Below are 24,376 nucleotides of genomic sequence, written 5' to 3' on the forward strand. Positions count from 1 at the left end.
GCCAACGTCTCAATCGATTTCAATCACTGCCTGAGTCATTGCCTTGGGTTTGCGCAGCAGCAGAATCAACGGCACAGCCGCCAGCGACAGAATCATCAACAAGCGAAAGTCATTCATATAGGCAATCCAGCTGGCCTGCTCGTTGATGAGCGCGTCCAGCGCCACCCGCCCGCCAGCCGTCAGGGGGTTGAGCTGGCTTTGCACCGTCACCTCACGGAAAGCATGGTTGAAGGTGGTGACATAGCCGACGATATCGGCGTGATTGATCTGGATGTTCTGCGCCAGCAACACGCTGCAGATCGAGATGCCGACACTGGAGCCGATATTGCGCGACAGGTTGTACAGTCCGGTACCGTCGCCGCGCAAATCTGCCGGCAAGGTCGCAAAAGCCATGGTGCTCAGGGGCACGAACAGGAAGCCCAGGCTGGCCCCTTGCATGAAGCCGACGTAAACGATGGTGCTCATCGAGACATCCGGGGTCCAGCCGGTCATCAATTCCATCGACAACGCCGAGAGCAACAACCCCGTCAGCAGCAACCAGCGCGTGTCGACTCGTCCCATCAAGCGCCCGGTCAGAAACATGCACAGCATGGTGCCCACGCCTCGCGGGCCCATGACGATGCCGGCGGTCAATACCGGGTAATTCATCAGCTTCTGCAGATAGGGCGTCATCAGCGCCAGGGACGACAGGTAGGTAATGCCGATGGTGAAGATAAACACGACACTGACGCTGAAATTGCGGTCCTTGAACAGCAAGGGGCTGATGAAGGGCTTTTTTGCGGTGAAGGTGTGCACCAGAAACACATAGCTGGCGGCGAAGGCCACCACCGCTTCAATGAGGATTTCACCGGAAGAGAACCAGTCCAGTTGCTCGCCACGGTCGAGGAACAGCTGGAACGCCAGGATCGCCACGCTCAGGGAGCCGAAACCCAGCCAGTCCAGACGCGCCTGTTTTTCCGGCGGGGTTTCGCGCACGTACTTGAGCATGCCCGCCAACGCCAGCAGGCCGATGGGCAGGTTGATGAAAAACACCCAGCGCCAGCTCAGGTTATCGGTCAGCCACCCGCCCAGCATGGGCCCGAGCACGGGGCCGACCATGACCGAAACGCCGAACATGGCCATGGCCGAACCGCGCTCGCGCTCGTTGTAGATGTCCAGCAGGATACCCTGCGCCAGCGGCACCAGTGCCGCCCCGGCAACGCCCTGGAACAGGCGGAAGGCCACGATCTCGCCGATGGACTGGGCTATCCCGCACAGCACCGATGACAACACGAAACCCGATATCGCCCAGATCAATACCCGTTTGCGCCCGAAGCGCCGGGCCAGGAACGCCGAAGGTGGCGTCATCACGGCCGCGGCGACGATATAGGAAGTCAGCACCCAGTTGATCTGGTCGGAGCTGGCCGAGATGCTGCCCTGCATATACGGCAGGGCGACGTTGGCGATGGTGGTGTCGAGGGCCTGCATGATCACCGCGAGGATCACGCACAGGGTGATCATCGGCCGGTTGATGGCCAGGCCGCCCTCTTCACTCATGGCCCGGTGCCTTGCCCGCGAACAATTGGGCAATGCCGTCTGGCAAGCCGCGACTGCGACCGGTATCGATCTCGGCTTCGACACTCATGCCATGACGCAAGGCCGGCTTGCCGGCGGCATCAATGATGCGAATCCGGATCGGGATGCGCTGCACCACCTTGACCCAGTTACCCGTAGTGTTCTGCGCCGGCAACAAGGCGAAGCTTGCGCCCGACGCCGGGCTGAGGCTTTCGACCACGCCGTGCCAGACCTGCCCCGGGTAGCTGTCGACGGTGAATTCCACCGGTTGGCCTGCGACCACGTGGGTCAGTTCGGTTTCCTTAGGCGAAGCCGCCACCCACAACCTGTCGCTGGAAATCAGGCTGACACCGGCCTGGGCTGCCTGCAGATACGAGCCGACCTGCAGGCTGTCGACCTGGGTGACAATGCCGTCGAACGGCGCCCTGACCACCGAATCGGCGAGCATCCGCTCGGCATCGGCGACCGCTGCCTGGGCTTTCTGGTAGGTGGGATAACGGTCGACCGGCAACCCCGCCTGACCGCCCAGCTGTGCCAGCACCGCCTGGGCCTTGGCCTTGGCCACCGCCACGCGCTGCAGGTTGCTGTCGAGCTCGTGGCGCGCATCGTCGTAAATGGTTTTCGACACCGCCGAGACCTTGAGCAGTTGCTCCAGGCGACGCAGGTTCTCCTGACGGTAAGGCAATTCAGTCTGGGCCTGGGCAACCTCGGCCAGGGCCTGGTCGTAACTGGCCTTGAGGTTCATCAGTTCGTTGCGCACCGTGCCCAGTTCCGCCCGAGCGCTGGCCAGGGCCGTTTCGAAGGCGGCGGCGCGCAGGCGAAACAGCACCTGGCCCTTGCTGACCTGTTGGTTGTCTTGGACCTCGACCGAGTCGACCAGGCCCGACACATCGGTGGCGACCCCGACCCGCTCGGCCTGGATATAAGCACTGTCGGTGGCAATGTAGCGCCCGCCGGCCAGGTAGGCCCAGCCGACACCAATCACTATCAGCGGTAACAGCAGGAACAGCCCGGTGCGGGTCCTGCTTGCGCGCGGCGGTGGCGCAGCGCTGGTTTCAGGTTGTGACGAGGACGCGGCGGCTGTGGCCGAGTCGGGAGCCTGTGCGACACGACCGCTGTCGGCCCGGGTCTCGGCGCGTTCGAGGATCTTTTCACTCATGTTTTTCCCCCTCTGATTCGACCGGCAGCGTGCAGGCATGTACCAGTTGCTCGCGCATGCGCGTCAGCATCTGCATCAATTGTTCGTGTTCGGCATCGCTGAAATCGGCCATCGCGTCGTTGCGTGTCTGCTCACCCAGCCCCCGCATGATCTCCAGCAAGGGATGGGCGGCCGGCGTGAGATACAACAGGGACAGACGCCGGTCGGTCGGGTGCCGACGGCGCTCGATCAGGCCGCGCTCCTGCATCTTGTCGAGCAGGCGCACCAGGGTGATCGACTCGATTTCCAGCAGGTCGGCCAGGCCTTTCTGGTGAATGCCTTCGTTGACCGACAGCTTGGCCAGCACCTGCCACTGGGAACGGGTCAGGTCCAGGTGACGGGCGCGCTGTTCGAAGCGCTTGCGCATCAGCCGCGCCACATCATGCAAGAGAAAACCAACGCTAGGACGCATCAACAGACCCCAAAACATTTAATAAGCATGCTTATGATATGCACACTTGTGTTCTGCTGCCTATCGTTTAAATGGACTAGTCGATACAGCTATGGACAGCCATGGGCCGATCGATCATTAATAGGGGTTTGGGTCGCTGGTCCCCTTTCAACAAGGAATTCCCCGCATGAGTGAATACATCCAGGTCGAACGCCATCAGCATTGCCTGGCGATCACCCTGAACCGCCCGGACAAATACAACGCCCTGACCAACGCCATGTACGACAGCCTGAGCGAAACACTCAGGGCGGCCGGCACCGATGAGGATGTGCGGGTCATCGTCATCACTGGCGGCGTGGATTGCTTCACCGCCGGCAACGACCTGGTGGATTTCCTGCAATCGCCGCCCGCCGATCTCGAGGCCCCGGCCTTTCGCTTCATGGCCGCTGTAGTAGCGCTGGACAAACCGCTGATCGCAGCCGTGTGTGGTGCGGCCATCGGCATCGGCACGACCTTGCTGCCCCATTGCGATCTGGTGATGGCAACCCGTAACAGTCGCTTCGCCACGCCTTTCGTCAAGCTCGGGCTCTGCCAGGAATTCGCTGCCAGTCTGCTGCTGCCACAGCGGATCGGGCACGGTCACGCCGCACGCTTGTTACTGGGTGGGGAAACCATCGATGGCGAACAGGCGCACGCCCTGGGCTTGTGCACCCACCTGTTCGATGAAGGGAAGGAATGCCTGGCGTTCGCCATGGACTATGCCGCCCGCCTGGCCCAGGCTTCGCCTGCCGCGACGCAAGTCAGCAAGCGTCTGATGAAGGCACCGCAACTGCAAAGCACACTGGCGATGATCCGCGAAGAAAACCTCAACTTCATCGCCAGGCTGCAGAGCCCGGAATGCCGCGAGGCGCTCGAGAGTTTCGTTCAGCGCAAACGCTGAATCACCTCTCCCCCCTGTGGGAGCTGGCTTGCCAGCGATGCCGACGACGCGGTCTGCATGAATCACCGCGGTGATGCCATCGCTGGCAAGCCAGCTCCCACAGAGTAAGTGCACCTGGGATGGAAGGTGCAGATCAACTCAAGCTACCGCAGAACAGATTCTGATCTCCGGAAGCCGGGCTTTCCCGCACCACCAACACATAACCGCCCTTGCGAAGGGTATCGACCGGTACCGGTGCACTTTTCCAGAAATACTGCAGCGATGCCTGGGAATAGAACCGCGCATTCGGGCCGTGATTCAAGTCATAGGCAGGTTTGGCACCCAGGCTCGCACAGCTTCCCGAATAGATGTAAGCCGTCAAACGCCCCGGCAAGGTATTGCCCACCGGTTCACCACTGACGGCAAACCAGAAATCCGTGCCTTTATCACTGGGCATCATGGTCGCCTGAGCGATTTGCCCGGGATTGAATCGGGTGGCGTCCAGGTTAACGTTGGAGATCTGACTCTCGGGAACAGTTGAGCACCCGGAGATCCACCCGACCACTGCCACCATCGCCAGCGCAGATACGATATTCATCGTGAAACTCCCGCTTTGTAATGACGCGTTGAAGTGATTCCCCCTCCCTCGCTCCCACACTCTGTGCGGGAGCGAGGTGTTTGCTAGCTAAGTTCACCGCAGAAAATGTCTTGATTACCATCGGCCGGGCTTGCCCGCACCACCAGTGCATAACCGCCGGAACGCAGCGAATCGTAAGCTACGGGCACACTCTTCCAGAGCTTGATTCCCACCTGTTCATTGAAGTAGTCAGTGACGAACTCGTTCAGCTCCCAGGCCGGTTTCGACTCATGCCTGGCGCAGCTTCCCGAGTAGATATAGGTATACAAATGCGCGGGTATTGCGGTGCCAATGGGGACACCACCGACAAACAACACCAGTTTTGTATCGCTGCCCAGGGGGGTCAGCGTGGCTTGAGCGATATGCCCGGCGTTGTAGGTCGTCGCGTGCAGGGGAATGGAGACGATCTGCTTCGGTGCTGCTACACCCATGGAGACCCACCCGACCGCTACCACCAACGCCAGCGAAGATACGACTTTCATCGAAAACCTCCAGCCTAGTAACGATGCGTTGAAGTGATCCCCCGGCTGAATTTCAGCCTTCGCCAAAAATACGAATTTCTTTCTCGCCCCCATGAGTTCAATTGCCAAGAGCGCCAAAGCAGAGTGTCAGCTGCTCAGGTTTCCGCAGAAAAGATCGCGATTACCATCGGCCGGGGCTGCTCGCACTACCAGCGCATAACCGCCCGAGCGCAGCTTGTCGTACGACACAGGCACGCTCTTCCAGAGTCGGAATCCCACACCAACGGTATCGAAATCCGTGTTCACGAACTGATTCAACTCATAAGCCGCTTTCGTTCCATGACTGGCACAGGTGCCCGAGTAGACATAGGTGTACAAATGCGCGGGGATTGCGGTGTTGCCAGGTAAATCACTAACGTACAAATTAAGTTCCGTCTGATTACTGCTCAAGGGAGTCAAAGTTGCCTGGGCGATATGCCCGGCATTGTAAATAGTTGCGTGAAGGGGAACGGCGACTATCTGCTCCGATGCTGCTGCACCCAAGGAAATACACCCGACCGTTGCCATCAACGCCAGCGAAGATACGACTTTCATCGTAAACCTCCCGCCTTATTAGGGCGCGTTGAAGTTATCCCCCACATCTAAATTTTAGTCGTCTATACAAATCAGGACTTTCTTCGGATAGCCGGTCTAATCGCGATTGGATATGTACCACCTACCCAATCGGGTTATGGCGCTAAATCGGGGCTTGCACGAGAGTGGTGTCAGCCGCTCGGCCCGAATGCAATAAGAACAACAAGGTAGGACTGACATGCACAAAGCTCTCGCAGCACTCCTCAGCGCAGCACTTGCCGCCCTCCCGGCGCTCAGTCATGGCGCGCAGACAGCCAGCAACACACTGCGGCTGTACAACTGGGCGGACTACATCGGTGAACACACCATTGCCAATTTCGAGAAGGCCACCGGCATCCAGGTGACCTACGACACCTTCGACTCCTACGAAACCGTGCAGGGCAAGCTGTTGCCGGGCCGTTCGGGTTATGACCTGGTGGTGCTCAACGCCGCCCTGGTGCCGCTGTTGATCAAGGCCAAGGTGTTCCAGCCGCTGGACAAGTCGCTGCTGCCGAGCTGGCAAAACCTCGACCCGCACGTGCTCAAGAGCCTGGAAAACTACGACCCCGGCGTCACCTATTCGGCCCCCTACACCTGGGGCAGCAACGGCGTGACCTACAACGTCAGCAAGATCAAGGAGCGCATGCCGGACGCGCCCATCGGCTCGCTGGCGATGATCTTCGACCCCAAAGTCGTGTCGCACTTCGCCGACTGTGGCGTGACCCTGCAGGACTCGCCGACCGATGTCATCCCGCTCGCGCTGACCTATCTGGGGCGCGATCCGAACAGCGTCGACCCGAAAGATCTCAAGGCCGCGCAGGATGTGCTGATGGCCGTGCGTCCATACATCCGCAAGTTCGACTCGACCAGCTATCTCAATGGCCTGGCCAACGGCGAGCTGTGCCTGTCCACCACCTGGTCCGGCGACTACGCCACTGCCCAGGCACGCGCCCAGGAAGCCGGGGCCAAGATCGAGCTCAACTACTTCATCCCCAAGGAGGGCTCGCTGGTCTGGTTCGATGACTTCTACATCCCGGCCGATGCCCCCAACGCGGCCAACGCCCACAAATTCATCGAATACATGCTGCAGCCCCAGGTGATCGCAGAAGTCAGCGACTACATCCGCTATGCCAACAGCAACAAGGCCGCCACCGCACTGGTCAGCGCCGATGTACGCGACAACCCGGCGATCTACCCGGACCAGGCCACCCTGCAGCGCCTGTTCACCCAGAAGACCCAGTCACAAGAAGGCGTACGCCTGATCACCCGCACCTGGAACGCGGTCAAGACCGGTAAATAACATCCAGCAATTCGACTCAACAGTTTTATGGAAGGTGAAGTCATGCCAACACAATCCCCAGCGTTCTTTGCGCAATTCGACCAGGAGAAACTGGTCGCCGCCGACAAGGCCCACTACATGCACGGCTTCCACATGTTCGACGAACACCGCGAGCAGGGTTCGCTGAACATCGCCGCGGGCGATGGCGCCTATATCTATGACACCAGCGGCACCCGTTACCTCGACGCCGTTGGCGGCATGTGGTGCACCAATATCGGCCTGGGCCGCGAAGAAATGGCCGACGCCATTGCCAACCAGGTACGGCAACTGGCCTACTCCAACCCGTTCTGCGACATGGCCAATGTCACGGCCATTCAACTGTGCGAGAAACTCGCGAGCCTGGCCCCCGGCGACCTCGACCATGTATTTCTCACCACCGGCGGCTCGACTGCGGTCGATACGGCCTATCGCCTGGTCCAGTACTATCAGAACAGCCGCGGCAAGCACGAGAAGAAACACATCATCTCGCGGCACAACGCCTATCACGGCTCGACCTTCCTGACCATGTCGATCGGCAACAAGCCCGCCGACCGCGCGCCTGAATTCGACTTCATGAGCGACCTGTTCCACCACGTCTCCTGCCCCAACTATTACCGCGCACCGGAAGGCATGAGCGAGGCGGACTTCCTCGAGTACCTGGTCAACGAATTCGAAGACAAGATCCTGACCATCGGTGCCGACAAGGTCGCCGCCTTCTTCGCCGAGCCCGTGATGGGCTCGGGAGGCGTGATCATCCCGCCCGAGGGCTACCACCGCCGCATGTGGGAAATCTGCCAGCGCTACGACATGCTCTATGTCGCCGATGAAGTGGTGACCTCGTTTGGCCGGCTGGGCAAGTTCTTCGCCTCCGAAGAGGTGTTCGGCATGCAGCCGGATATCATCACCACCGCCAAGGGCCTGACCTCCGGCTACCTGCCACTGGGCGCCTGCATCTTTTCCGACCGCATCTGGCAGGTCATCGGCGAGCCGGGCAAGGGCCGCTGCTTCACCCATGGCTTTACCTACAGCGGGCATCCGGTGAGCTGCATCGCGGCGCTGAAGAACATCGAGATCATCGAACGGGAAAACCTGCTGGCCCATGTCGAAGACGTCGGCCCTTACCTGGAGCAGCGCCTGCAGACCCTGGCTGACCTGCCCCTGGTGGGCAGCGTGCGCTGCAAACGGCTGATGGCCTGCATCGAATTCGTCGCCGACAAGCGCACCAAGGCCCTGTTCCCGGAGGCGGTGAACATCGGCGAAAAGATCCACCTGCGCGCCCAACTCAAAGGCTTGATGGTCCGCCCCATCGGCCATTTGAACGTGATGTCGCCCCCATTGATCATCACCCGTGCCCAGGTCGATGAAGTGGTGGAGATCCTGCGCGAGTGCATCCTCGAGACCGCTGTGGAGCTCGAGTGCAGCGGTCAGTACCAGGGCCAATGAGCACCCGGCAGCAGCCGCGCAGCCTGAATGCGCGGCGGTTTCTCGGTGTTTTGCCTGCAACGGGCCCGGCGGGTAGACTGCCGGGCATGACCGACTCTCACAGCGATTCCCTCGCCACGCTCCCGCTCCCGGCCCTGCAGGCCTGGCATGGGGGCCTGGCGCAGGCCTTCATGGCGATCGAGCGCAGCGACTTCCTCGAGCAACTGGCCGCCGCGCTCGGCAGCCTGACGCCTATCGAATCGATGATGATCAGCCTCGAGCGCAAGGGCCTGCCGCCGCACCTGCTGTACGAACAGGGCATCCCGCGCGAATACCGCGACGATATCATCAACCGCTATTTCTCCCGCGGCTACCTGCTGGACCCCTTCTGCCTGGCCGTGGACAGCGGCCTGGCCGAGGGCTTCTATGACTTGGCCCAGATCGCGCCGGATGACTTCTTCAGCAGTGAGTACTACAAGACTTACTACCTGCAGATCGGCGCCGTCCAGGATTGCTACTACATCGTCGACCTGAATCCCCAGAGCAAGCTCTCCGTAAGCCTTTTTCAGGGCCTCAGCGCCGGCCACTTCAGCCCCGAACAAGTGGCCTTGATGCGCGCCGTGGAACCCATCGTGCGCGAACTGCTGCGCCGCTTCGGCACCAGCGGCGGCATGCCACAGATGCTCGGTGCTGCGGGCAGCGAACCTGTGGGCAACGCACCCCAGGCCAGCCTCAACCAGCAGATCGAATCAGCCTTCATGAATTTCGGCAGCCATGTGCTGACCGTTCGTGAACGGGAAATCGCGCACCTGATCCTGCGCGGCCACTCGGTGAAATCCACGGCCCAGGTACTGGAAATCTCGCCGGAAACCGTGCGCATGCACCGCAAGAATCTCTATACCAAACTGGACATCAGCTCCCAGGCGGAACTGTTTTCGCTGTTCATCGACTGGTTGACGCAGAGGCGCGATACGGGAGTAGCCTGAAGACTGTCGCTACGTTTTCCTCACGCCAGGAGGACCCCGCCATGCCAACGAACGAGCTCATTCCTTCCCTGCTCTTTCGCCTCAACGAGAATCAGCTAGCCATCGCCGCCGCCGTGGAAGAACTCGCCCTCTGGGTCGACGAACGAGGCCACGCCGCCGTGGCCGAGAGCGTGCGTGAAACCTTGGGCACGCTGGATGGCAATCTGGAGCACATCACACGGGGGATTGCTGAGTTGATGAATGATTGAACTGCTGCCTATCAGGTTGAGGTGACTACCCCAGTGTCTGGAAGGTGAAGTTAGTCGCGGGAAAAGGATTAAGTTTTTTGCGAAATTTCCCAAGCACTCCTAGCGGCCATGCCATTGGAGCTGTGGCCTGTTAGCGTTCCTGTATCTTCTTCAAAGATCAGGAGCATGGAAATGAATGCAGTTTTTCACTCGACGCACACCCAACCACTCTCCCGTGAATACACGCCGATGACCGAGGATCATCTGCAGTCCGGGGAGGCCTGATCATGGGACGTGGAGCTGTCAACGGAATAGGACAAGGGCTGGATGGTGACCTGACGACCACCGGCGCGGTATGTATCAGCAGCCTGCCCAATGCGGCGCATGGGGGCCGAGGGGTATTGCGGCTCGGGGATAAGACCACCCCTTGCAAGCTTTGCGGCAAGGAAGGCGTCATCGTCGAAAGTCTGCCCGCCATGAAATTCAATGGGATTCCCACCGTACTGCACGGCGCGGAAGTGCGCTGCGGTTGTCCGGAAGGCCGCAATCAACTGATTGCCCCGCTCGAACAGCCCGGCGCCAATGGTGCATCGAATCGAAGCGTGGCGCCGCGAACCTCCAACACGGCGGCTCAATCGATAAATCCTTCGGGTTCACCAACAACTCCAAGAGCGGAGCCGGTGTCTGGCGGAAATTCTACGACCACTGTTTTCGTCGATCCCGCAACCTGCAATCACCCAGACCAGATGGAAGAACTGGCGAGTTACATTGCCGGCGAGATGAATCGCAACATCAAGCATCCAGCCGTGCTGAAAATGAAAGAGCTGCTTAGCTACGACAGCGGCTCAGCGCTCAAAAAATTCCTGGTGCGACCGTGGTACGCCCGATTGGTGGGACGATCGAATTTTAACGCAATCGCTTTGAGGAAACAGGTTGAAGCGATGGCGATCTGGACTAAGCAAGTGGGTCAAGGTATGGAGTGGGATCACAAGCCTAAACTTCAAGCGATGTACAACGGTGTTGTCCGGCACAAACAAGGGAAATATGAATACTACTACGACATCTGGTCGAACATTCACTATGGATACATAGGCATTGCGGGTGGACTTTCAGAAAGTCTGCTGCTGGATGGCGCTGGGGCTGAGCAGATCGTTTCAGATTCGTATCGGAAAGCCAAAGAAATATGGGAAACACCCGAAGAGGAAAGAAGGCTACTCGGCCCCCGTCCTACCGCAAGCCCGTGGACAGAATTGCGATCATGGGATGATGTGGCTGATAGAGTAGCGATCAGCATCGGTATGAAACTCGCAAACCAATACCCCAGTGGCGGGATAACCGCGAAGAAAGTCATGAATGAGGTGTTGGCGATTGCTCCAGAAAATTGGGGGGAAGGAATTCGTGCCCACTCCTGCTAATAAATGGCTATGGATTCCGTTGCTACCGATACTGCTACCGTTGCAGGCGCTGCTACTGTTTACCTTGATCACCGCTCTCATACTACCCACCGGAACCATCCATTACCCGAGGAATGGCGTGGAAGAGTTGCGATATATATGGAACGTGCAACACCGGATATATAAGGGCCGATTAACCCCAGGAGGGGCGGTTAGTGACGACGGTTTTCTATTTCCTGATGAAGAGTTTTTCATGGAGTTCTCATGGTGGACTGATAGCGGTCTTCGACACTGCGTCAACATAACTCCGACTTGGTTCACGACACACGTCTACCTTGATGCCAACGGGGACATTGATCACAGTGAAGGCAGCGGCACGGATTCGGACCGTTTAAAGCAATGCGAAACGGATATTTCGCCCCCCTGAAATCAGGAGAATGAGTCCGAGTCACCACATCAACAAAAAGGCCCGCAAAAATGCGGGCCCATGAACGGCGACTCTTGCAAGATTACCTCTTCTGATCAGGCTTATCCCGATCAACACCAGTTGTCCCCTTGTCCTGCATGGGCTCATCCCAGTCTGGTGGACGATTGCCGCCCTGATTTTGCCCCTGCCATCCGCCGCCGGTCTTGCCTGAACTGCCCTGGCCACCTTTGGTCGGAGCGTTAGGGTCGATGCCGGGGTTTTTGCGTTGCGGATCCTGGCCGCCAGGCTGCTGCTGGCCTCCACCGCCTTGCCTGCCTGAACTGCCCTGCCCGCCCTGATTGGGCTTGTCGGGGGTCATGCCAGGGTTGTTCGTACCTTTCTGGCGGGATGGATCGGTCATCGGATCGTTGTGTGGACGTTGTTCGTTAGCCATGATGCACCTCTGAACTTCGGGTCCAGTGAATCTGGGCCGTACTGTTTGGAGGTTGGTCAATTTCGGATCGTGCCTTGCTCGCGACAAACGGTTGCAGGACGTCAACGCAATCGAATGGCTGGCTGAACGCGAAGCAATCTGAATGAAATCACATCCATTCAGCGTTTCTTTGACATTTTTTTTGCATTTGCCTCTCTACATTCCCTGCGCCTCAAGCATGCAAATGATTCGCATTGTTCAGTTGATCTGCGCCTATAATCTTATCGATCCCCCGCCAGACCTCAGACCACAAGACTTCGAATATCCGCAGGAGCTGTCAACGAATGATTTCTCTTACCCCTTCGTTTTTCAAAACCGCATTGCTGACAACCGCGCTGATGAGCGCGGGTCTTGTTTATGCGGCCAACCCCGAAGGCATTGTGGTTTACAACGCTCAACACGAAGGCCTGACCAAGGCCTGGGTCGAAGGTTTCACCCAGGAAACCGGAATCCCGGTCACGCTGCGCAACGGCGATGACACCGAAATGGGCAACCAGATCGTGCAGGAAGGCGACAAATCCCCGGCCGACGTGTTCCTGACCGAGAACTCTCCAGCCATGGTGCTGGTCGACAACGCCGGCCTGTTGGCACCGGTGGCGCCAACGACCCTCGAGCAAGTGGGTGCGCCGTATCGTCCGGCCCATGGCCGCTGGGTTGGCATCGCCGCGCGCTCCACGGTGTTCGTTTATAACCCGAGCAAACTGACTGAGGCCGACCTGCCAAAATCCCTGCTCGACCTGGCCGGCCCAAGCTGGAAAGGCCGCTGGGGCGCGTCCCCTGCTGGTGCCGACTTCCAGGCCATTGTCAGCGCCGTGCTGGAACTCAAGGGCGAAGCCGCCACCCTGGAATGGCTCAAGGGCATGAAAGCCAACTTCACCGCCTACCGTGGCAACAGCTCGGTGCTCAAGGCCGTCAATGCCGGGCAGATCGACAGCGGCGTGATCTACCACTATTACGCCTATGTCGATCAGGCCAAGACTGGCGAAAACAGCAAGAACACCAAGCTGTACTACTTCAAGCACAAGGATCCAGGCGCCTTTGTCAGCATCTCCGGTGGCGGCGTCCTGAAATCGAGCAAGCACCAGGAAGACGCCCAGGCGTTCCTCAAGTGGATCACCGGCAAGGAGGGTCAGGAAGTCCTCGAGAAAGGCAAGTCGTTCGAATATGCCGTGGGCGTGAATGCACAATCGAATCCGAAGCTGGTGCCACTCAAGGAACTCGATGCACCGGTGATCGATGCGTCCAAACTCAACAGCAAGAAGGCCGTCGAGCTGATGACCCAGGCCGGGCTGCTTTAATCTGATGTCGGAGCCAATCATGGTCCCGGAACGTACTGAACTGGTCGATTCGGCGATTCCAGCGACATTGCGCCAACGCTCACGCGCCTCGAAGGGGCGCGTGAGCGCGTGGGTGGTCGGGCTGTCCGTACTGGTCTCATTGCTGGCGCTGTTGCCGCTCGCCTTCGTGATCGGCGTTTCGGTGCAGACCGGGTGGGCGACCATCGAGGCGCTGGTGTTCCGGCCCCGGGTCGCCGAACTGCTGGTCAACACCGTATTGCTGGTTGTGATCACCATTCCCTTGTGCATCGCACTCGGGGTGGCCCTGGCCTGGCTGACCGAGCGCAGCGACCTGCCCGGCCGGCGCCTGTGGTCACTGCTGGCGGTTGCGCCTCTGGCGGTGCCGGCGTTCGTGCACAGCTATGCCTGGGTCAGCCTGGTGCCACCGATCCATGGGCTGTTTGCCGGGGTACTGGTCTCGGTGATTGCCTATTTCCCGTTCCTCTATTTGCCGGTGTCGGCAACCCTGCGGCGCCTTGATCCGGCTATCGAGGACGTCGCCGAATCCCTGGGTCTCAAGCCCTGGGCAGTATTTTTCCGGGTGGTTGTGCCCCAACTGCGGTTGGCCATTTGTGGCGGCGCATTATTGGTCGGGCTGCATCTGTTGGCCGAATACGGCCTGTATGCAATGATCCGCTTCGACACCTTCACCACGGCGATCTTCGACCAGTTCAAATCCACCTTCAACGGCCCTGCGGCCAATATGCTGGCCGGCGTGCTCGCGCTGTGCTGCCTGCTGATGTTGACCTTCGAGTCGGCCTGTCGCGGCAATGCCCGCTATGCGCGGGTCGGCTCCGGAAGCCCGCGCCTGCAGCGCATGGTGCGACTGAGTCGCAAGGTTAAAGCCCTCGCGTTGCCACTGCCGATCATCACCAGTGTGCTGGCGCTTGGCGTACCCTTGATCACCCTGGGCAACTGGCTGATTGCCGGCGGCGTGGAAGTCTGGGGCCAGAGCGACGTCTTGCCGGCCCTGAAGCAGACCCTGCTGCTGGCCAGTGCCGGGGCGATCATCACGACCTGTGCGGCGATCCCCGTTGCCTGGCTGTCGATCCGTTCGCCGGGGCGCCTGCACCGCATTCTGGAAAGCTGCAATTACATCACCAGCTCCCTGCCCGGCATTGTCGTGGCCCTGGCACTGGTGACCATCACCATCAATTTCGCCCGGCCCATCTACCAGACCACCCTCACCGTGCTGTTGGCCTACCTGTTGATGTTCTTGCCCAGGGCGCTGGTCAGTTTGCGTGCCGGCATCGCCCAGGCACCGGTGGAGCTGGAAAACATGGCCCGCAGCCTGGGCCGCTCGCCCAGCCGCGCCCTGTGGCTGATCACCATGCGCCTGGCGGCGCCAGGTGCCGCCGCAGGTGCCGCCCTGGTATTTCTGGCGATCACCAACGAGCTGACCGCCACCCTGTTGCTCGCGCCCAACGGTACCCGCACACTGGCCACCGGCTTCTGGGCCATGACCAGCGAGATCGACTACGCCGCGGCGGCCCCCTATGCGCTGCTGATGATTCTGTTGTCGCTGCCGTTGACCGGCCTTCTCTACCATCAATCCAAACGCACGGCAGGCCGATGAACGCTCTGGAATTGAATTCGCTCTACAAATCCTTCGGCTCGCGACCGGCCCTGGAAAACGTCAGCCTGTCGGTTCCCAGCGGTAGCCGTACGGCCATCGTCGGCCCTTCGGGGTCGGGCAAGACCACCTTGCTGCGGATGATTGCAGGGTTCGAATTTCCCGACCGGGGCAGCATCACGCTCAATGGCCAGACCCTGGTCAACGGCTCGACCGAAGTGCCGGCCCACCAGCGCCTGATCGGCTATGTGCCGCAGGACGGCGCCCTGTTCCCGCACATGACAGTGGCCGACAACATCGGTTTCGGGCTACCGGGCAAGACGGCGTCGAAACAGCACCGGATCGAGGAGTTGCTGGACATGGTCGCCCTGGACTCGCACATGAAGCGCCGTTGGCCCCATGAGCTGTCCGGCGGTCAGCAACAGCGCGTCGCCCTGGCCCGCGCCCTGGCGCAAAAACCGCGGCTGATGCTGCTGGACGAACCCTTTTCCGCACTCGACACCGGCCTGCGCGCGTCCATGCGCAAGGCCGTGGCACGCCTGCTGGCGGACGCCGGTATCACCACTATTCTGGTGACCCATGACCAGGCCGAAGCCCTGTCTTTCGCTGATCAGTTGGCGGTCATGCGCCAGGGCCGCCTGGTTCAGGCCGGGCAGCCGATGGATCTTTACCTGCGGCCCCATGACGAAGAAACCGCACTGTTCCTGGGCGATGCCGTGGTGATTCCCGCCTGGGTCGAAGGTGGCATCGCGACCTGTGAACTGGGACGGATCAACGTCCACAATACCTCGCACCGCGGCGCCGCGCAGATCATGTTGCGACCCGAACAGCTTCAGCTGTCCAGCCAGCCCCAGGAGCGCGTGGAGGGGTGCCTGGGGGTGGTGACAGAGTGCGATTTCGGCGGCAATACCTGCACGTTGACGGTGGAGTTGAAGACGCCCTCACCTGCCAGGAACGGACTGCCTTCGAACCGATCATTGCTGGTCCGGAGCCCCGGTATCAATGCGCCAATGACCGGCAGCACGGTGCACATTTCCACCGTGGGCCATGCGCATGTTTTGATGGCTGCCAAGGTTTAAGGGAAGCCTTGCGAGCCCGAAGGGGTCGCAAAGATCCCGCAGCCACCGGATTCCGTCGAAGAAGCGCATCAATTGATACGCATTCTTATTCGTGTTAAGGTCGCCAGCCCTACTCCTTCCGCCCTGACTGCCGGGGCCCTTGCGGAAACACGATGTTTGAACTGCAATCAGTCAGCTTCAGCGTTCCCGGACGAACCCTGCTGCACCCCCTGGACCTGAAAATCCCCCACGGCCGCATGGTCGGCCTGATCGGCCACAATGGCTCGGGCAAGTCGACACTGATCAAGCTGCTGGCCCGGCAACAACTGCCGGCCAGCGGCCAGATCAGCCTGGACGACAAACCCCTGTCCACCTGGCAGAACCGCGAATTCGCCCGTCACGTGGCTTACCTGCCACAACAGTTGCCACCGGCCGACAACCTTACCGTGCGCGAGCTGGTCGGCTTTGGCCGCTATCCCTGGCATGGCGCCCTCGGCCGTTTCGGCGACCAGGATCGCCAGCAGGTGCAGCGTGCCCTTGAGCTGACCCACACCCTGGATTTCGCCGAGCGCCTGGTCGATCACTTGTCCGGCGGTGAACGCCAGCGGGTCTGGCTGGCGATGCTGCTGGCGCAAAACAGCCGCTATCTGCTACTGGACGAACCCACCTCCGCCCTGGACATCGCCCACCAGGTGGAAGTGCTCGCGCTGGTCAAGGACCTGAGCGCGCAACTGGGGCTGGGCGTGCTGGTGGTGCTCCATGACGTGAACATGGCCGCCCGCTATTGCGATCATCTGATCGCCCTGCACCAGGGCCGTTTGCTGGCGCAAGGCAGCCCGGCCGAGCTGATGTGCAGCGAAACCCTGGAAGACATTTATGGCATCGCCATGGGCGTGCTGCCCCACCCTCAAGGCGGTTCGCCGATCAGCTTCGTCTACTGACCTGGAGTTTCCCTGTTGCCTGCCATCGCGCTGCGTGCCGCTCTATCGATACTGCTGTACCTGCTGACGCCCGTCGCCTTCGCACAACCTGTCACCTGGAACGATGATTTCGGCCCGGTCACCTTCGAGCATCCGCCGCGTCGTGTGGTGGTCCTGGACTGGGGGCTGGTCGAACAATTGCTGGCCATTGGCGTCACTCCCGTCGGAGTCGGCGAGCCGGACGGTTACCGCCGCTGGGTATCGATCCCGGAACTGCCGGCCAGCGTGGCCGATGTCGGTGCCCGTCGCGAACCCAACCTCGAAGCCATGAGCCAGTTGCGCCCGGACCTGATTCTGGCGACGCCGGAATACACATCGATCTTGCCCCTGTTAAACGCGGTGGCGCCGACCATGCTCCTGGCCACCTTCGATGACCACGGCCAACCGCTGCAACGCTCACGACACATCACCACACTGCTTGGCCGCATGCTGGGTCACGAAGCACAGGCCGATGCCCTGCTGAAACGGGTCGACAAGCGTTTCGCCGAAGCCCGGGCGGCCCTTGCCGGACAAGCCCGCGAACCCTTGTACCTGGTGACCTTCCTCGATGAGCGCCACTTGCGCGTCAACGGCGGACAGGGCCTGTACCAGGCGGTGCTCGACCAGCTCGGCCTGCGCAACGCGTGGCAAGGCCCCACCAGTTCCTGGGGCTTTGCCACCATCACCCTGTCTGCTCTGGCAACACCGGCCGATGCGCGCCTGGTGCTGTTCGAACCCTTGCCGGACCGCGCCGTCCTGGACCGCAATCCGATCTGGAAAGCCCTGAGCGCCGTACGAGAACAGCGGGTCGACAGCCTGCCCGCCGTCTGGCCCTACGGCGGCGTCAGCAGTGCCGAACGCCTTGCCCTGTTGCTGCAGCAACGCTTTGCCCCGAGCGCCCAGCCATGATTTTGCACGTCATCAACCGTCGTCCCGCGCCGCTGCTGATCATGCTGCTGATCGGCGCCATCGCCCTGGCTGCCAGCAACCTGGCCACACACCTGCCTGTAGACCTGTGGTGGCAAGCGATCAGCGCCCCTCAGGACGAGCAGCTTGACCAATTACTCGTGCATTACAGCTGGCTGCCACGCATGACCATGGCCTGGCTGTGTGGCGCGACCCTGGCCCTGACCGGCTGCGTGTTGCAGCAGGCGTTGCGCAACCCGCTGGCCGAGCCCGCCACCCTGGGCATCGCTTCCGGCGCGCAACTGGCATTGAGCATGGCCACGTTGTGGGCGCCGTGGTTGCTGGTCAACGGCCGCGAATGGCTGGCGCTGGCCGGCGGTGGCGTGGCGCTGCTGCTGGTATTCGCCCTGGCCTGGCGCAAGGCATTCAGCCCGTTGGCGCTGATCCTCGGCGGCATCCTGGTGTCGTTGTACTTCGGTGCGGTCAATGCCGGGCTGATGATTCTGCACGGTCAGGAACTGGGCCCGCTGTTCATCTGGGGTGCGGGCTCACTGGTGCAACAGGACTGGCAGCAAGTGCAATTCCTGCTGCCGCGACTGCTGCCGGCGTTGGGAATACTGCTGTTGATCCGCCCGCTGACCCTGCTGGGCCTGGAAGACTCCGGCGCCCGGGCCCTGGGGCTGTCACTCAATCGCAGCCGCTTGATCGCCTTGCTTTTGGCCCTGTGGCTGAGCGGCTGCGTGGTGGCCAGTGTCGGCATGATCGGCTTTATCGGCCTCACGGCGCCCAGCCTGTGCAGCATGCTCGGGGCGCGTCGGCTGCGCGACCGCCTGCTGTGGTCGCCACTGCTCGGTGCGCTGCTGTTGTGGCTCACCGATCTGCTGGTCCAACGCCTGGAAGGGTTCGACGGCGGTTTCCTGCCCACCGGCGCGGCGACGGCACTGGTCGGCGCCCCGCTGTTGATCTGGTTGGTGCAAGGCCTGCGCCTGCGTGGCGAGGCACCCCGCTCGAGCGACAACAGCACCCTGCCTCGGCATTCGAGCCGCACACTGTTGCTGGGGCTTGCGCTGTTGCTGGCCGCGACCGTACTGGTCGCCCTGGCCTTCGGCGCTGGCCCCCACGGCTGGACCTGGAGCCAGGGGGCGATGCTGGACGAACTGCTGGCCTGGCGTGCGCCGCGGGTGTTGGCCGCCATCGGTTGCGGCGCCTTGCTGGCGCTGGCCGGCTGCCTGATCCAGCGCCTGACCGGCAACCCGCTGGCGAGCCCCGAACTGCTCGGCATCAGTTCCGGTGCGGCCATGGGCATGTTGCTGGCGCTGATTCTGTTGCCCGCTGCCAGCAATGGCGCACTGATCGGCGCCAGCACCCTCGGCGCGGTGATTACCTTTGCCGCCTTGCTGGCCTTGAGCCGACGCGACAACTTCTCCCCGACCCAACTGTTGCTCGTGGGCATCGCTGTCGGCGCGCTGTTCGACGCGCTGCTGCAGATCCTCCTGGCCAACGGCGACTCCCGCGCCCAACAGATGCTCAACTGGATGGCCGGTTCCACCTATCGCGCCAATGAGCAGACATCGTGGCTGCTTGGCGTGACGCTGATGCTGTTCGGCGGTTTGTGCCTGATGCTGCATCGCTGGCTGGACATTCTGCCGCTGGGCGAAGCGGCAACTCGCGGTTTCGGTGTCAGCCTGCGTGGCAGTCGCCTGGCCTTGCTGGGGCTCAGCGCGTTGATGACGGCCTGCGCCACTGTGGTCATCGGCCCCTTGAGCTTCATCGGCCTGCTGGCCCCCCACCTGACCCGCATGCTCGGGCTGGTGCGGGCACGAGCACAACTGGCGGGAGCGATTTTGCTGGGGGCGCTGGTCATGGTCGCGGCGGACTGGCTGGGGCGCAATGTGCTTTACCCTTATCAGATGCCCGCCGGCTTGCTGGCGGCGCTGATCGCCGGCCCCTATCTGATGATGCAGTTGTGGCGGCGTTGAGGCCCGGGCTCAGTCGACGCTGAGCCCACGCTCGGCCAGGGCATAACGCAGCAGCAGCTCATCGCTGATCAGCGGGCAATCGCTACAGCACTCATAACCGGGCAGCCCGTCACGCAAGCAGCACTGACGGCGCTGGCGGATCTCCAGTGGGCCTTGTGGCCCTTGCATCTGCACATAGCGCACCGGTTCGAAAAGCCGGTTGCGCTTGCCGTCCGGCCGTTCGCGAATGGCGATCAGCGCCTCACCGTGGGCCAGGATCTCGGCCGGCAGGCCACGCTTGGCCAGCACCCCGACTATGGTTTCCACGTAATTGCCGGCATTGTTCCACAGCACCCGCGGCGATAGCTTGACCAGCCGCGCCAGGGCGTCGATGAAGGGCTCCAGGTTGCCCTCGATCAAGGGTTGGAAACGCTGCCATGCATCCTCGGGGGCCACCAGGTCGCCGCGATTGGGCAACACCAGGCAGCTGGGCAGCCCTTGGGCGTCGATGACCACGTCGATGTCGTCCAGCGTTATCGGCAGGGTTCGCCCCAGCGCCAGGCTTGCGGCTACCGCCGCGGGCAGCAAGGTCAGGAAATAGTCCTTGGACCACAAGGAAGCCAGAGCCCGGCGATCGGCCCCGGGATAGCCCTGACCATAGAGGTCCAGGCACCGTTCAAGCTGCTGTGCTTCGACAAAACGTCGTCCAGGTACCACCGGTTTGTTACCGGCACTCAGGCTCAAACCTTCGGCGTATACCGCCAGTTCTCCGGAAAACAACGGGGCCAATACATCGATCAAAGCGTGTACATCCGTGTGAGAGGCAAATCGAAGGCGTTCATTGTGCCCGGGTTGCAGCAGGTATGCCCAGGCGCCGACGGCAATGGGTCAGGGCATCGCGCAGCAGGAAATTGATCAAGGTCGGCGAAGCTTCCATCTGGCGCGCGGCTTCGCGTTGAGTATGCCCCTGCAGTTGCGTCATCTCGAAAATGCGCCGGGTTCGTTCAGGCAACTCCAACAAGGCTTTGTGTACCTGTTCCAGCATCGCCCGGTGAATGACCGCCGCCTCCGGTGAAGGTTTGGAACACAGCAACACGTGCGCCTGCTCTTCACCCACGCTGTGACAGTTTTCCCATTGCTGACGGCGCAGGCGGTCGATCGACAGGTTGCGAACCATCCGGTAGAGATAACCGAGCGTATGCGCCACGGGCTGGTCGACCGGCTGCTCGCGCAATTTGAGGTAGATATCCTGTGCTACGTCATCTGCTTGTTGGCGACATCCTAGGATGGCGTGTGCTCTGTCGATCAAGGCTTGGCGATTTTCGAAGAAAGTCTTCAACAGATCCGGATTGTTTTTCGTTCCATGAGTCTTCAAGGCGAAGCACCTTCAGGCAAATAAGAAGGGGTGAACCCGAGCGACGTAATGCTATTACAAACCATTATCATTAGCAATTGATGACAAAGTGTTACTACAGATTTTTTGAGGTGAAATAAGAGGCTCCTCCACTAATCCAGGCATGCGCGATGCCCATGGAGGAAGGGACGAGGCAGGAACAATGGGCTATGACCTGTACGAAAAGTCGCCGAGCAGCGATCAGATCAAGGCGAAAACAGGCGAGGAAAGGACCGGGTCGCGCTCGTCTTGACGGGATGCCAATAAGCATTCCGATCGGACTCGCGCGTTTAACGGGGCTCATATCATCCTACGGATGAAAGAAACCTGTTGAAAGCCTGAATATGACAGCCTCAGTCAGGAATACGATCATCCGCAGCAGGTTGATACCTGTCAGCCCGCAACACCCAGGAAAGGGAGTGCCAAATACAACTTGATGACGATTGCGTTAGTGATATCAATGAAAAAAGCCCCCACCATCGGGACAACCAAAAATGCAATCTGCGAAGGTCCGTAGCGCTGCGTCACCGCTTGCATATTGGCAATAGCGGTTGGCGTAGCACCGAGCCCGAAACCGCAGTGCCCCGCTGCCAGAACCGCCGAATCATAGTTGCTCCCCATGACACGGAACGTCACGAAAATAGCAAACAGGGCCATCATCAACGCTTGCGCAGCCAAGAGGATGAAAATGGGTAACGCCAGTGCGGCCAGATCCCAGAGTTTGAGCGACATCAGAGCAATGGCCAAAAACAACGACAAACTGACGTTACCCAGCACTGAAACTTCACGCTCAAATACCTGATGCCAGCCAAGTGCCGATAGCCCATTGCGCAACATCACACCGACGAACAAAACACACACGAACGTTGGCAACTCAAATGCCGTGCCTTGAATAATCCCATTCAGGAATGTCCCCACCTGCAGGCTTATTGCGAGCAACGCCAGGGTCTCGATAAACGAAAAAGAGGTAATCATGCGCTGGTGGTTAGGCTGTTCAAAACCCTTTGGCAGACGCGGATCCACTTGCCCGACGCCCGGTGTCTGGACGCGCTTGATGAGCAAGCGAGCGACCGGGCCACCAATCAAACCACCCAGCACCAGACCAAAGGTCGCGGAGGCAATGGCCAGTTCGGACGCAGAGGCCACTCCATATTTCTCACTGAATACCACCCCCCACGCAGCGCCAGTACCGTGCCCACCCGACAACGTAATAGAGCCGGCCAGCAACCCCATTAGCGGATCAAGTCCCAATGCCGTGGCCAACCCGATACCCATGGCATTTTGCACCAGCAAAAGCGCCGTCACCACAAGCAGGAAAATACCCAGTACCCGCCCGCCTTTTTTAAGGCTGGTGAAGTCTGCATTCAAGCCAATAGTGGCAAAAAACGCCAACATCAAAGGGGTCTGCAGCGAAGAATCGAATCGGACCTCGACATCAGCGAACACTCGCAACGCCAAGAGCAACACGGCGACCAATAATCCACCGGCAACCGGCTCCGGAATATTATAGGTGCGTAAAAACCCGATTCGAGCGACCAGCCCGCGCCCCAGCAAAAGCACTAAAGAGGCGGCAACTAGAGTTGAATAAAAATCGAGTTGAAACATCGGAACAGCCCTCTGTATTCATGAAGAAGCGGATTCGTTCCTTGGTCCCGCCATATGGATAGGATTGAGTGTACTTAATCCTGCTTTATTTAGGGGGCATAGCTTTATCAGGAGGCACACTTTTAACACAGTTTTTTTGCGCACAAAATCCCAGACTGCAATCTTGGCAATTGAAAATGGGATCGACTTAAAGGCACAACATCGGGGCGCTTGAACTTTCCTTGATCAAACTCTTAACTATAGACAGCCTTCTTTTTCAAAATGATACCCGCCACTAAAGCGCAGCACCTTACCCGACTCACTACGCATTCTCCAAACGCTCTAAACGTTTAATATGTAACATTTTTCAAGCGCTACCGCCGACTGCCGATTATTGAATCCATGAAGTAACAAAACATTGCTATGCCATCAGGATCTTGATCATTCATGCCCAAACGCATGGCGTTATAGAGCAGGCTCGCGATCTTTCGAGCGATAGTTACCGGCCACCTTTTTCCCGCAATTGCGTGAAGAACCCAAAAAAAACCACGCGTACGGATAGATCCGTGCGCGTGGCTTTCTTCACTTCATTTCATTCAGGATCGAGGCAAACACTGCGCGAGACTGTGCAGAAATGCGGGTTCACGAATGATGCCGGCATGGCTACCGGCAATCTCCAGCCGCGCCTGTACCTTCACGCCGACTCCCTGCTCCAGGACCTTCTGTGCTTCTATAGACACGTCTGCCACTTCGCTCGACCACCAGCACAGCGGCGCCACGTCGCAAGACTGCAACGTGCACGTTGTGGTCAGGCCGTTGAGGTGGCGCATCACCGCGAATCCTTGAGCGATATCCGACTGCTCGATACGCGGCGCATCCCCCCGCGATTGCGCGACCGCCCAGGCCAGCACGGCCTCGATCAACCCGGCGTCGCTGCATCCGCCCAGACGTTCCTCGGCAATCCTGTCCTCGATGGCGGTCAGCGGTACATCACCAAACAACTCCGCCAGATAACGGGCAAAGCCGCTGTCCAGGTCCGTCTCACCCGCATCACCTGCGGCATCACCCAGCCCGGGCACGAAAGGGTCGACCAGGCCGAGGAATGCCACGGATTCGCCGGCTTCGCGCAGCAGCCGTGCCATCTCCACTGCCAATGCGCCTCCCAGGGACCAGCCCAACAGGTGATAGGGCCCCTGCGGTTGTGCCTGACGAATCGACTGCACGTAATCGTGCGCCATCTGCGCCAGCGAGCTGTCGCGCCAGGTCGGCTCGATGAAGCTGCGGCACAGCAAGCCATCGACCTGCCAGGTCGCTTCCAGTGCCCGCGCCAGCGGGTAGTAACCGAACAGCGTGCCGCCGCCCGGGTGCACGCAGAACAGCCGAGGCGCACCGGCAGCGGCCTGATTGAGCGGCACCCGTGGCGACACTTCGGCAGACGTAGCCTGTACCCGTTGCAACAGATCGCTCAAGCGCGGGTACTGCATCAGTTGATCGAGGCGGACCTTGAGGCCCAACCGGTCCTGCAGTGCAGCGGTCAAGGTCAAGGCCAGCAGGGAATGACCGCCCAGATCGAAGAAGTGGTCATCGAGG

The 24,376-nt window shown here is 60.4% G+C and carries 23 protein-coding genes; 12 read left to right on the top strand and 11 right to left on the bottom strand.

Annotated elements, in window-relative coordinates:
* Nucleotides 1-9: 9 nt before the first annotated feature.
* Genes F2S13_RS25670 through F2S13_RS25680 form a run of 3 tightly spaced genes read right to left on the bottom strand, consistent with a single transcriptional unit; the run spans nt 10 to nt 3,164 of the window.
* Nucleotides 10-1,536, bottom strand: a complete 1,527-nt coding sequence (locus tag F2S13_RS25670; protein WP_166366200.1) for an MDR family MFS transporter — start codon at nt 1,534-1,536, stop codon at nt 10-12.
* Nucleotides 1,529-2,713: an HlyD family secretion protein gene (locus F2S13_RS25675; protein WP_166366202.1), complete on the bottom strand. Its 1,185-nt coding sequence runs from the start codon at nt 2,711-2,713 to the stop codon at nt 1,529-1,531. Before F2S13_RS25675 ends, F2S13_RS25670 begins: the two co-directional genes overlap by 8 nt.
* Nucleotides 2,706-3,164, bottom strand: a complete 459-nt coding sequence (locus tag F2S13_RS25680) for a MarR family winged helix-turn-helix transcriptional regulator (protein WP_246238003.1) — start codon at nt 3,162-3,164, stop codon at nt 2,706-2,708. Before F2S13_RS25680 ends, F2S13_RS25675 begins: the two co-directional genes overlap by 8 nt.
* A gap of 166 nt (nt 3,165-3,330) precedes the next feature.
* Here F2S13_RS25680 and F2S13_RS25685 point away from each other — a divergent pair, with 166 nt between their 5' ends.
* Complete coding sequence (locus tag F2S13_RS25685) at nt 3,331-4,083, top strand: enoyl-CoA hydratase-related protein (protein ID WP_166366204.1); 753 nt, start codon at nt 3,331-3,333, stop codon at nt 4,081-4,083.
* A 133-nt stretch (nt 4,084-4,216) separates the two neighbouring features.
* On the opposite strand, the gene F2S13_RS25690 is transcribed toward F2S13_RS25685, so the two are convergent.
* From F2S13_RS25690 to F2S13_RS25700, 3 genes are all read right to left on the bottom strand, one after another.
* Entirely contained in the window at nt 4,217-4,660 is a 444-nt protein-coding gene (locus F2S13_RS25690) for a hypothetical protein (protein WP_166366206.1), read from the bottom strand.
* Between the two features lie 83 nt (nt 4,661-4,743).
* Nucleotides 4,744-5,181 (bottom strand): hypothetical protein, encoded by a 438-nt coding sequence (locus F2S13_RS25695; protein ID WP_166366208.1) that lies wholly within the window; start codon nt 5,179-5,181, stop codon nt 4,744-4,746.
* Between the two features lie 126 nt (nt 5,182-5,307).
* Nucleotides 5,308-5,754, bottom strand: coding sequence for a hypothetical protein (locus tag F2S13_RS25700; RefSeq protein WP_166366210.1), 447 nt, complete (start codon nt 5,752-5,754; stop codon nt 5,308-5,310).
* Between the two features lie 217 nt (nt 5,755-5,971).
* On the opposite strand from F2S13_RS25700, the gene F2S13_RS25705 reads away from it, so the two are divergent.
* The 5 genes from F2S13_RS25705 (at nt 5,972) to F2S13_RS25725 (ending at nt 11,140) form a co-directional block, all read left to right on the top strand.
* Complete coding sequence (locus F2S13_RS25705) at nt 5,972-7,072, top strand: polyamine ABC transporter substrate-binding protein (protein ID WP_166366212.1); 1,101 nt, start codon at nt 5,972-5,974, stop codon at nt 7,070-7,072.
* A gap of 42 nt (nt 7,073-7,114) precedes the next feature.
* On the top strand, nt 7,115-8,533 hold the full coding sequence (locus F2S13_RS25710) for an aminotransferase (protein ID WP_166366214.1): 1,419 nt from the start codon (nt 7,115-7,117) through the stop codon (nt 8,531-8,533).
* Between the two features lie 86 nt (nt 8,534-8,619).
* Nucleotides 8,620-9,498 (top strand): helix-turn-helix transcriptional regulator, encoded by an 879-nt coding sequence (locus F2S13_RS25715; protein WP_166366216.1) that lies wholly within the window; start codon nt 8,620-8,622, stop codon nt 9,496-9,498.
* A gap of 41 nt (nt 9,499-9,539) precedes the next feature.
* Nucleotides 9,540-9,746: a hypothetical protein gene (locus F2S13_RS25720; protein WP_166366217.1), complete on the top strand. Its 207-nt coding sequence runs from the start codon at nt 9,540-9,542 to the stop codon at nt 9,744-9,746.
* Nucleotides 9,747-10,012: 266 nt separating this feature from the next.
* On the top strand, nt 10,013-11,140 hold the full coding sequence (locus tag F2S13_RS25725) for a polymorphic toxin type 44 domain-containing protein (protein WP_166366219.1): 1,128 nt from the start codon (nt 10,013-10,015) through the stop codon (nt 11,138-11,140).
* Between the two features lie 488 nt (nt 11,141-11,628).
* Here the strand turns inward: F2S13_RS25725 and F2S13_RS25730 are convergent, their stop codons facing one another.
* Nucleotides 11,629-11,979, bottom strand: coding sequence for a hypothetical protein (locus F2S13_RS25730; RefSeq protein WP_166366221.1), 351 nt, complete (start codon nt 11,977-11,979; stop codon nt 11,629-11,631).
* A gap of 323 nt (nt 11,980-12,302) precedes the next feature.
* Between F2S13_RS25730 and F2S13_RS25735 the strand changes: the two genes are divergently transcribed.
* From F2S13_RS25735 to fhuB, 6 genes are all read left to right on the top strand, one after another.
* On the top strand, nt 12,303-13,316 hold the full coding sequence (locus F2S13_RS25735; protein ID WP_166366223.1) for an iron ABC transporter substrate-binding protein: 1,014 nt from the start codon (nt 12,303-12,305) through the stop codon (nt 13,314-13,316).
* A 19-nt stretch (nt 13,317-13,335) separates the two neighbouring features.
* The gene (locus F2S13_RS25740) at nt 13,336-14,931 is read left to right on the top strand and encodes an ABC transporter permease (protein WP_166366225.1); all 1,596 of its coding nucleotides are present in this window, start codon (nt 13,336-13,338) and stop codon (nt 14,929-14,931) included.
* Entirely contained in the window at nt 14,928-16,007 is a 1,080-nt protein-coding gene (locus F2S13_RS25745) for an ABC transporter ATP-binding protein (protein ID WP_166366227.1), read from the top strand. The genes F2S13_RS25740 and F2S13_RS25745 overlap by 4 nt, the downstream gene beginning before the upstream one ends.
* 152 nt (nt 16,008-16,159) lie before the next feature.
* The gene (locus F2S13_RS25750; protein ID WP_166366229.1) at nt 16,160-16,927 is read left to right on the top strand and encodes an ATP-binding cassette domain-containing protein; all 768 of its coding nucleotides are present in this window, start codon (nt 16,160-16,162) and stop codon (nt 16,925-16,927) included.
* A gap of 15 nt (nt 16,928-16,942) precedes the next feature.
* The gene (locus F2S13_RS25755) at nt 16,943-17,854 is read left to right on the top strand and encodes an ABC transporter substrate-binding protein (protein ID WP_166366231.1); all 912 of its coding nucleotides are present in this window, start codon (nt 16,943-16,945) and stop codon (nt 17,852-17,854) included.
* Entirely contained in the window at nt 17,851-19,830 is a 1,980-nt protein-coding gene (gene fhuB, locus F2S13_RS25760; protein ID WP_166366233.1) for a Fe(3+)-hydroxamate ABC transporter permease FhuB, read from the top strand. The genes F2S13_RS25755 and fhuB overlap by 4 nt, the downstream gene beginning before the upstream one ends.
* A gap of 9 nt (nt 19,831-19,839) precedes the next feature.
* Here the strand turns inward: fhuB and fhuF are convergent, their stop codons facing one another.
* From fhuF to F2S13_RS25780, 4 genes are all read right to left on the bottom strand, one after another.
* The gene (fhuF, locus tag F2S13_RS25765; RefSeq protein ID WP_166366235.1) at nt 19,840-20,610 is read right to left on the bottom strand and encodes a siderophore-iron reductase FhuF; all 771 of its coding nucleotides are present in this window, start codon (nt 20,608-20,610) and stop codon (nt 19,840-19,842) included.
* Between the two features lie 37 nt (nt 20,611-20,647).
* Entirely contained in the window at nt 20,648-21,184 is a 537-nt protein-coding gene (locus F2S13_RS25770) for a sigma-70 family RNA polymerase sigma factor (RefSeq protein ID WP_166366237.1), read from the bottom strand.
* Between the two features lie 411 nt (nt 21,185-21,595).
* Nucleotides 21,596-22,807 carry a sodium/glutamate symporter gene (gene gltS, locus F2S13_RS25775; RefSeq protein WP_166366239.1) on the bottom strand — a complete coding sequence of 404 codons (1,212 nt, stop codon included), beginning with the start codon at nt 22,805-22,807 and terminating at the stop codon, nt 21,596-21,598.
* A gap of 575 nt (nt 22,808-23,382) precedes the next feature.
* The coding region (locus tag F2S13_RS25780; protein ID WP_246238004.1) for a thioesterase domain-containing protein at nt 23,383-24,376 on the bottom strand (994 nt) is incomplete at its 5' end.

It is taken from the genome of Pseudomonas akapageensis, from assembly GCF_011355085.1.
Lineage (GTDB): Bacteria > Pseudomonadota > Gammaproteobacteria > Pseudomonadales > Pseudomonadaceae > Aquipseudomonas > Aquipseudomonas akapageensis.

Bases quoted from the DNA above. Each gene is read 5' to 3' on its own strand.
- F2S13_RS25670 (WP_166366200.1), bottom strand. From the start codon at position 1,536: ATGAGTGAAGAGGGCGGCCTGGCCATCAACCGGCCGATGATCACCCTG.
- F2S13_RS25675 (WP_166366202.1), bottom strand. From the start codon at position 2,713: ATGAGTGAAAAGATCCTCGAACGCGCCGAGACCCGGGCCGACAGCGGT.
- F2S13_RS25680 (WP_246238003.1), bottom strand. From the start codon at position 3,164: ATGCGTCCTAGCGTTGGTTTTCTCTTGCATGATGTGGCGCGGCTGATG.
- F2S13_RS25685 (WP_166366204.1), top strand. From the start codon at position 3,331: ATGAGTGAATACATCCAGGTCGAACGCCATCAGCATTGCCTGGCGATC.
- F2S13_RS25690 (WP_166366206.1), bottom strand. From the start codon at position 4,660: ATGAATATCGTATCTGCGCTGGCGATGGTGGCAGTGGTCGGGTGGATC.
- F2S13_RS25695 (WP_166366208.1), bottom strand. From the start codon at position 5,181: ATGAAAGTCGTATCTTCGCTGGCGTTGGTGGTAGCGGTCGGGTGGGTC.
- F2S13_RS25700 (WP_166366210.1), bottom strand. From the start codon at position 5,754: ATGAAAGTCGTATCTTCGCTGGCGTTGATGGCAACGGTCGGGTGTATT.
- F2S13_RS25705 (WP_166366212.1), top strand. From the start codon at position 5,972: ATGCACAAAGCTCTCGCAGCACTCCTCAGCGCAGCACTTGCCGCCCTC.
- F2S13_RS25710 (WP_166366214.1), top strand. From the start codon at position 7,115: ATGCCAACACAATCCCCAGCGTTCTTTGCGCAATTCGACCAGGAGAAA.
- F2S13_RS25715 (WP_166366216.1), top strand. From the start codon at position 8,620: ATGACCGACTCTCACAGCGATTCCCTCGCCACGCTCCCGCTCCCGGCC.
- F2S13_RS25720 (WP_166366217.1), top strand. From the start codon at position 9,540: ATGCCAACGAACGAGCTCATTCCTTCCCTGCTCTTTCGCCTCAACGAG.
- F2S13_RS25725 (WP_166366219.1), top strand. From the start codon at position 10,013: ATGGGACGTGGAGCTGTCAACGGAATAGGACAAGGGCTGGATGGTGAC.
- F2S13_RS25730 (WP_166366221.1), bottom strand. From the start codon at position 11,979: ATGGCTAACGAACAACGTCCACACAACGATCCGATGACCGATCCATCC.
- F2S13_RS25735 (WP_166366223.1), top strand. From the start codon at position 12,303: ATGATTTCTCTTACCCCTTCGTTTTTCAAAACCGCATTGCTGACAACC.
- F2S13_RS25740 (WP_166366225.1), top strand. From the start codon at position 13,336: ATGGTCCCGGAACGTACTGAACTGGTCGATTCGGCGATTCCAGCGACA.
- F2S13_RS25745 (WP_166366227.1), top strand. From the start codon at position 14,928: ATGAACGCTCTGGAATTGAATTCGCTCTACAAATCCTTCGGCTCGCGA.
- F2S13_RS25750 (WP_166366229.1), top strand. From the start codon at position 16,160: ATGTTTGAACTGCAATCAGTCAGCTTCAGCGTTCCCGGACGAACCCTG.
- fhuB (WP_166366233.1), top strand. From the start codon at position 17,851: ATGATTTTGCACGTCATCAACCGTCGTCCCGCGCCGCTGCTGATCATG.
- gltS (WP_166366239.1), bottom strand. From the start codon at position 22,807: ATGTTTCAACTCGATTTTTATTCAACTCTAGTTGCCGCCTCTTTAGTG.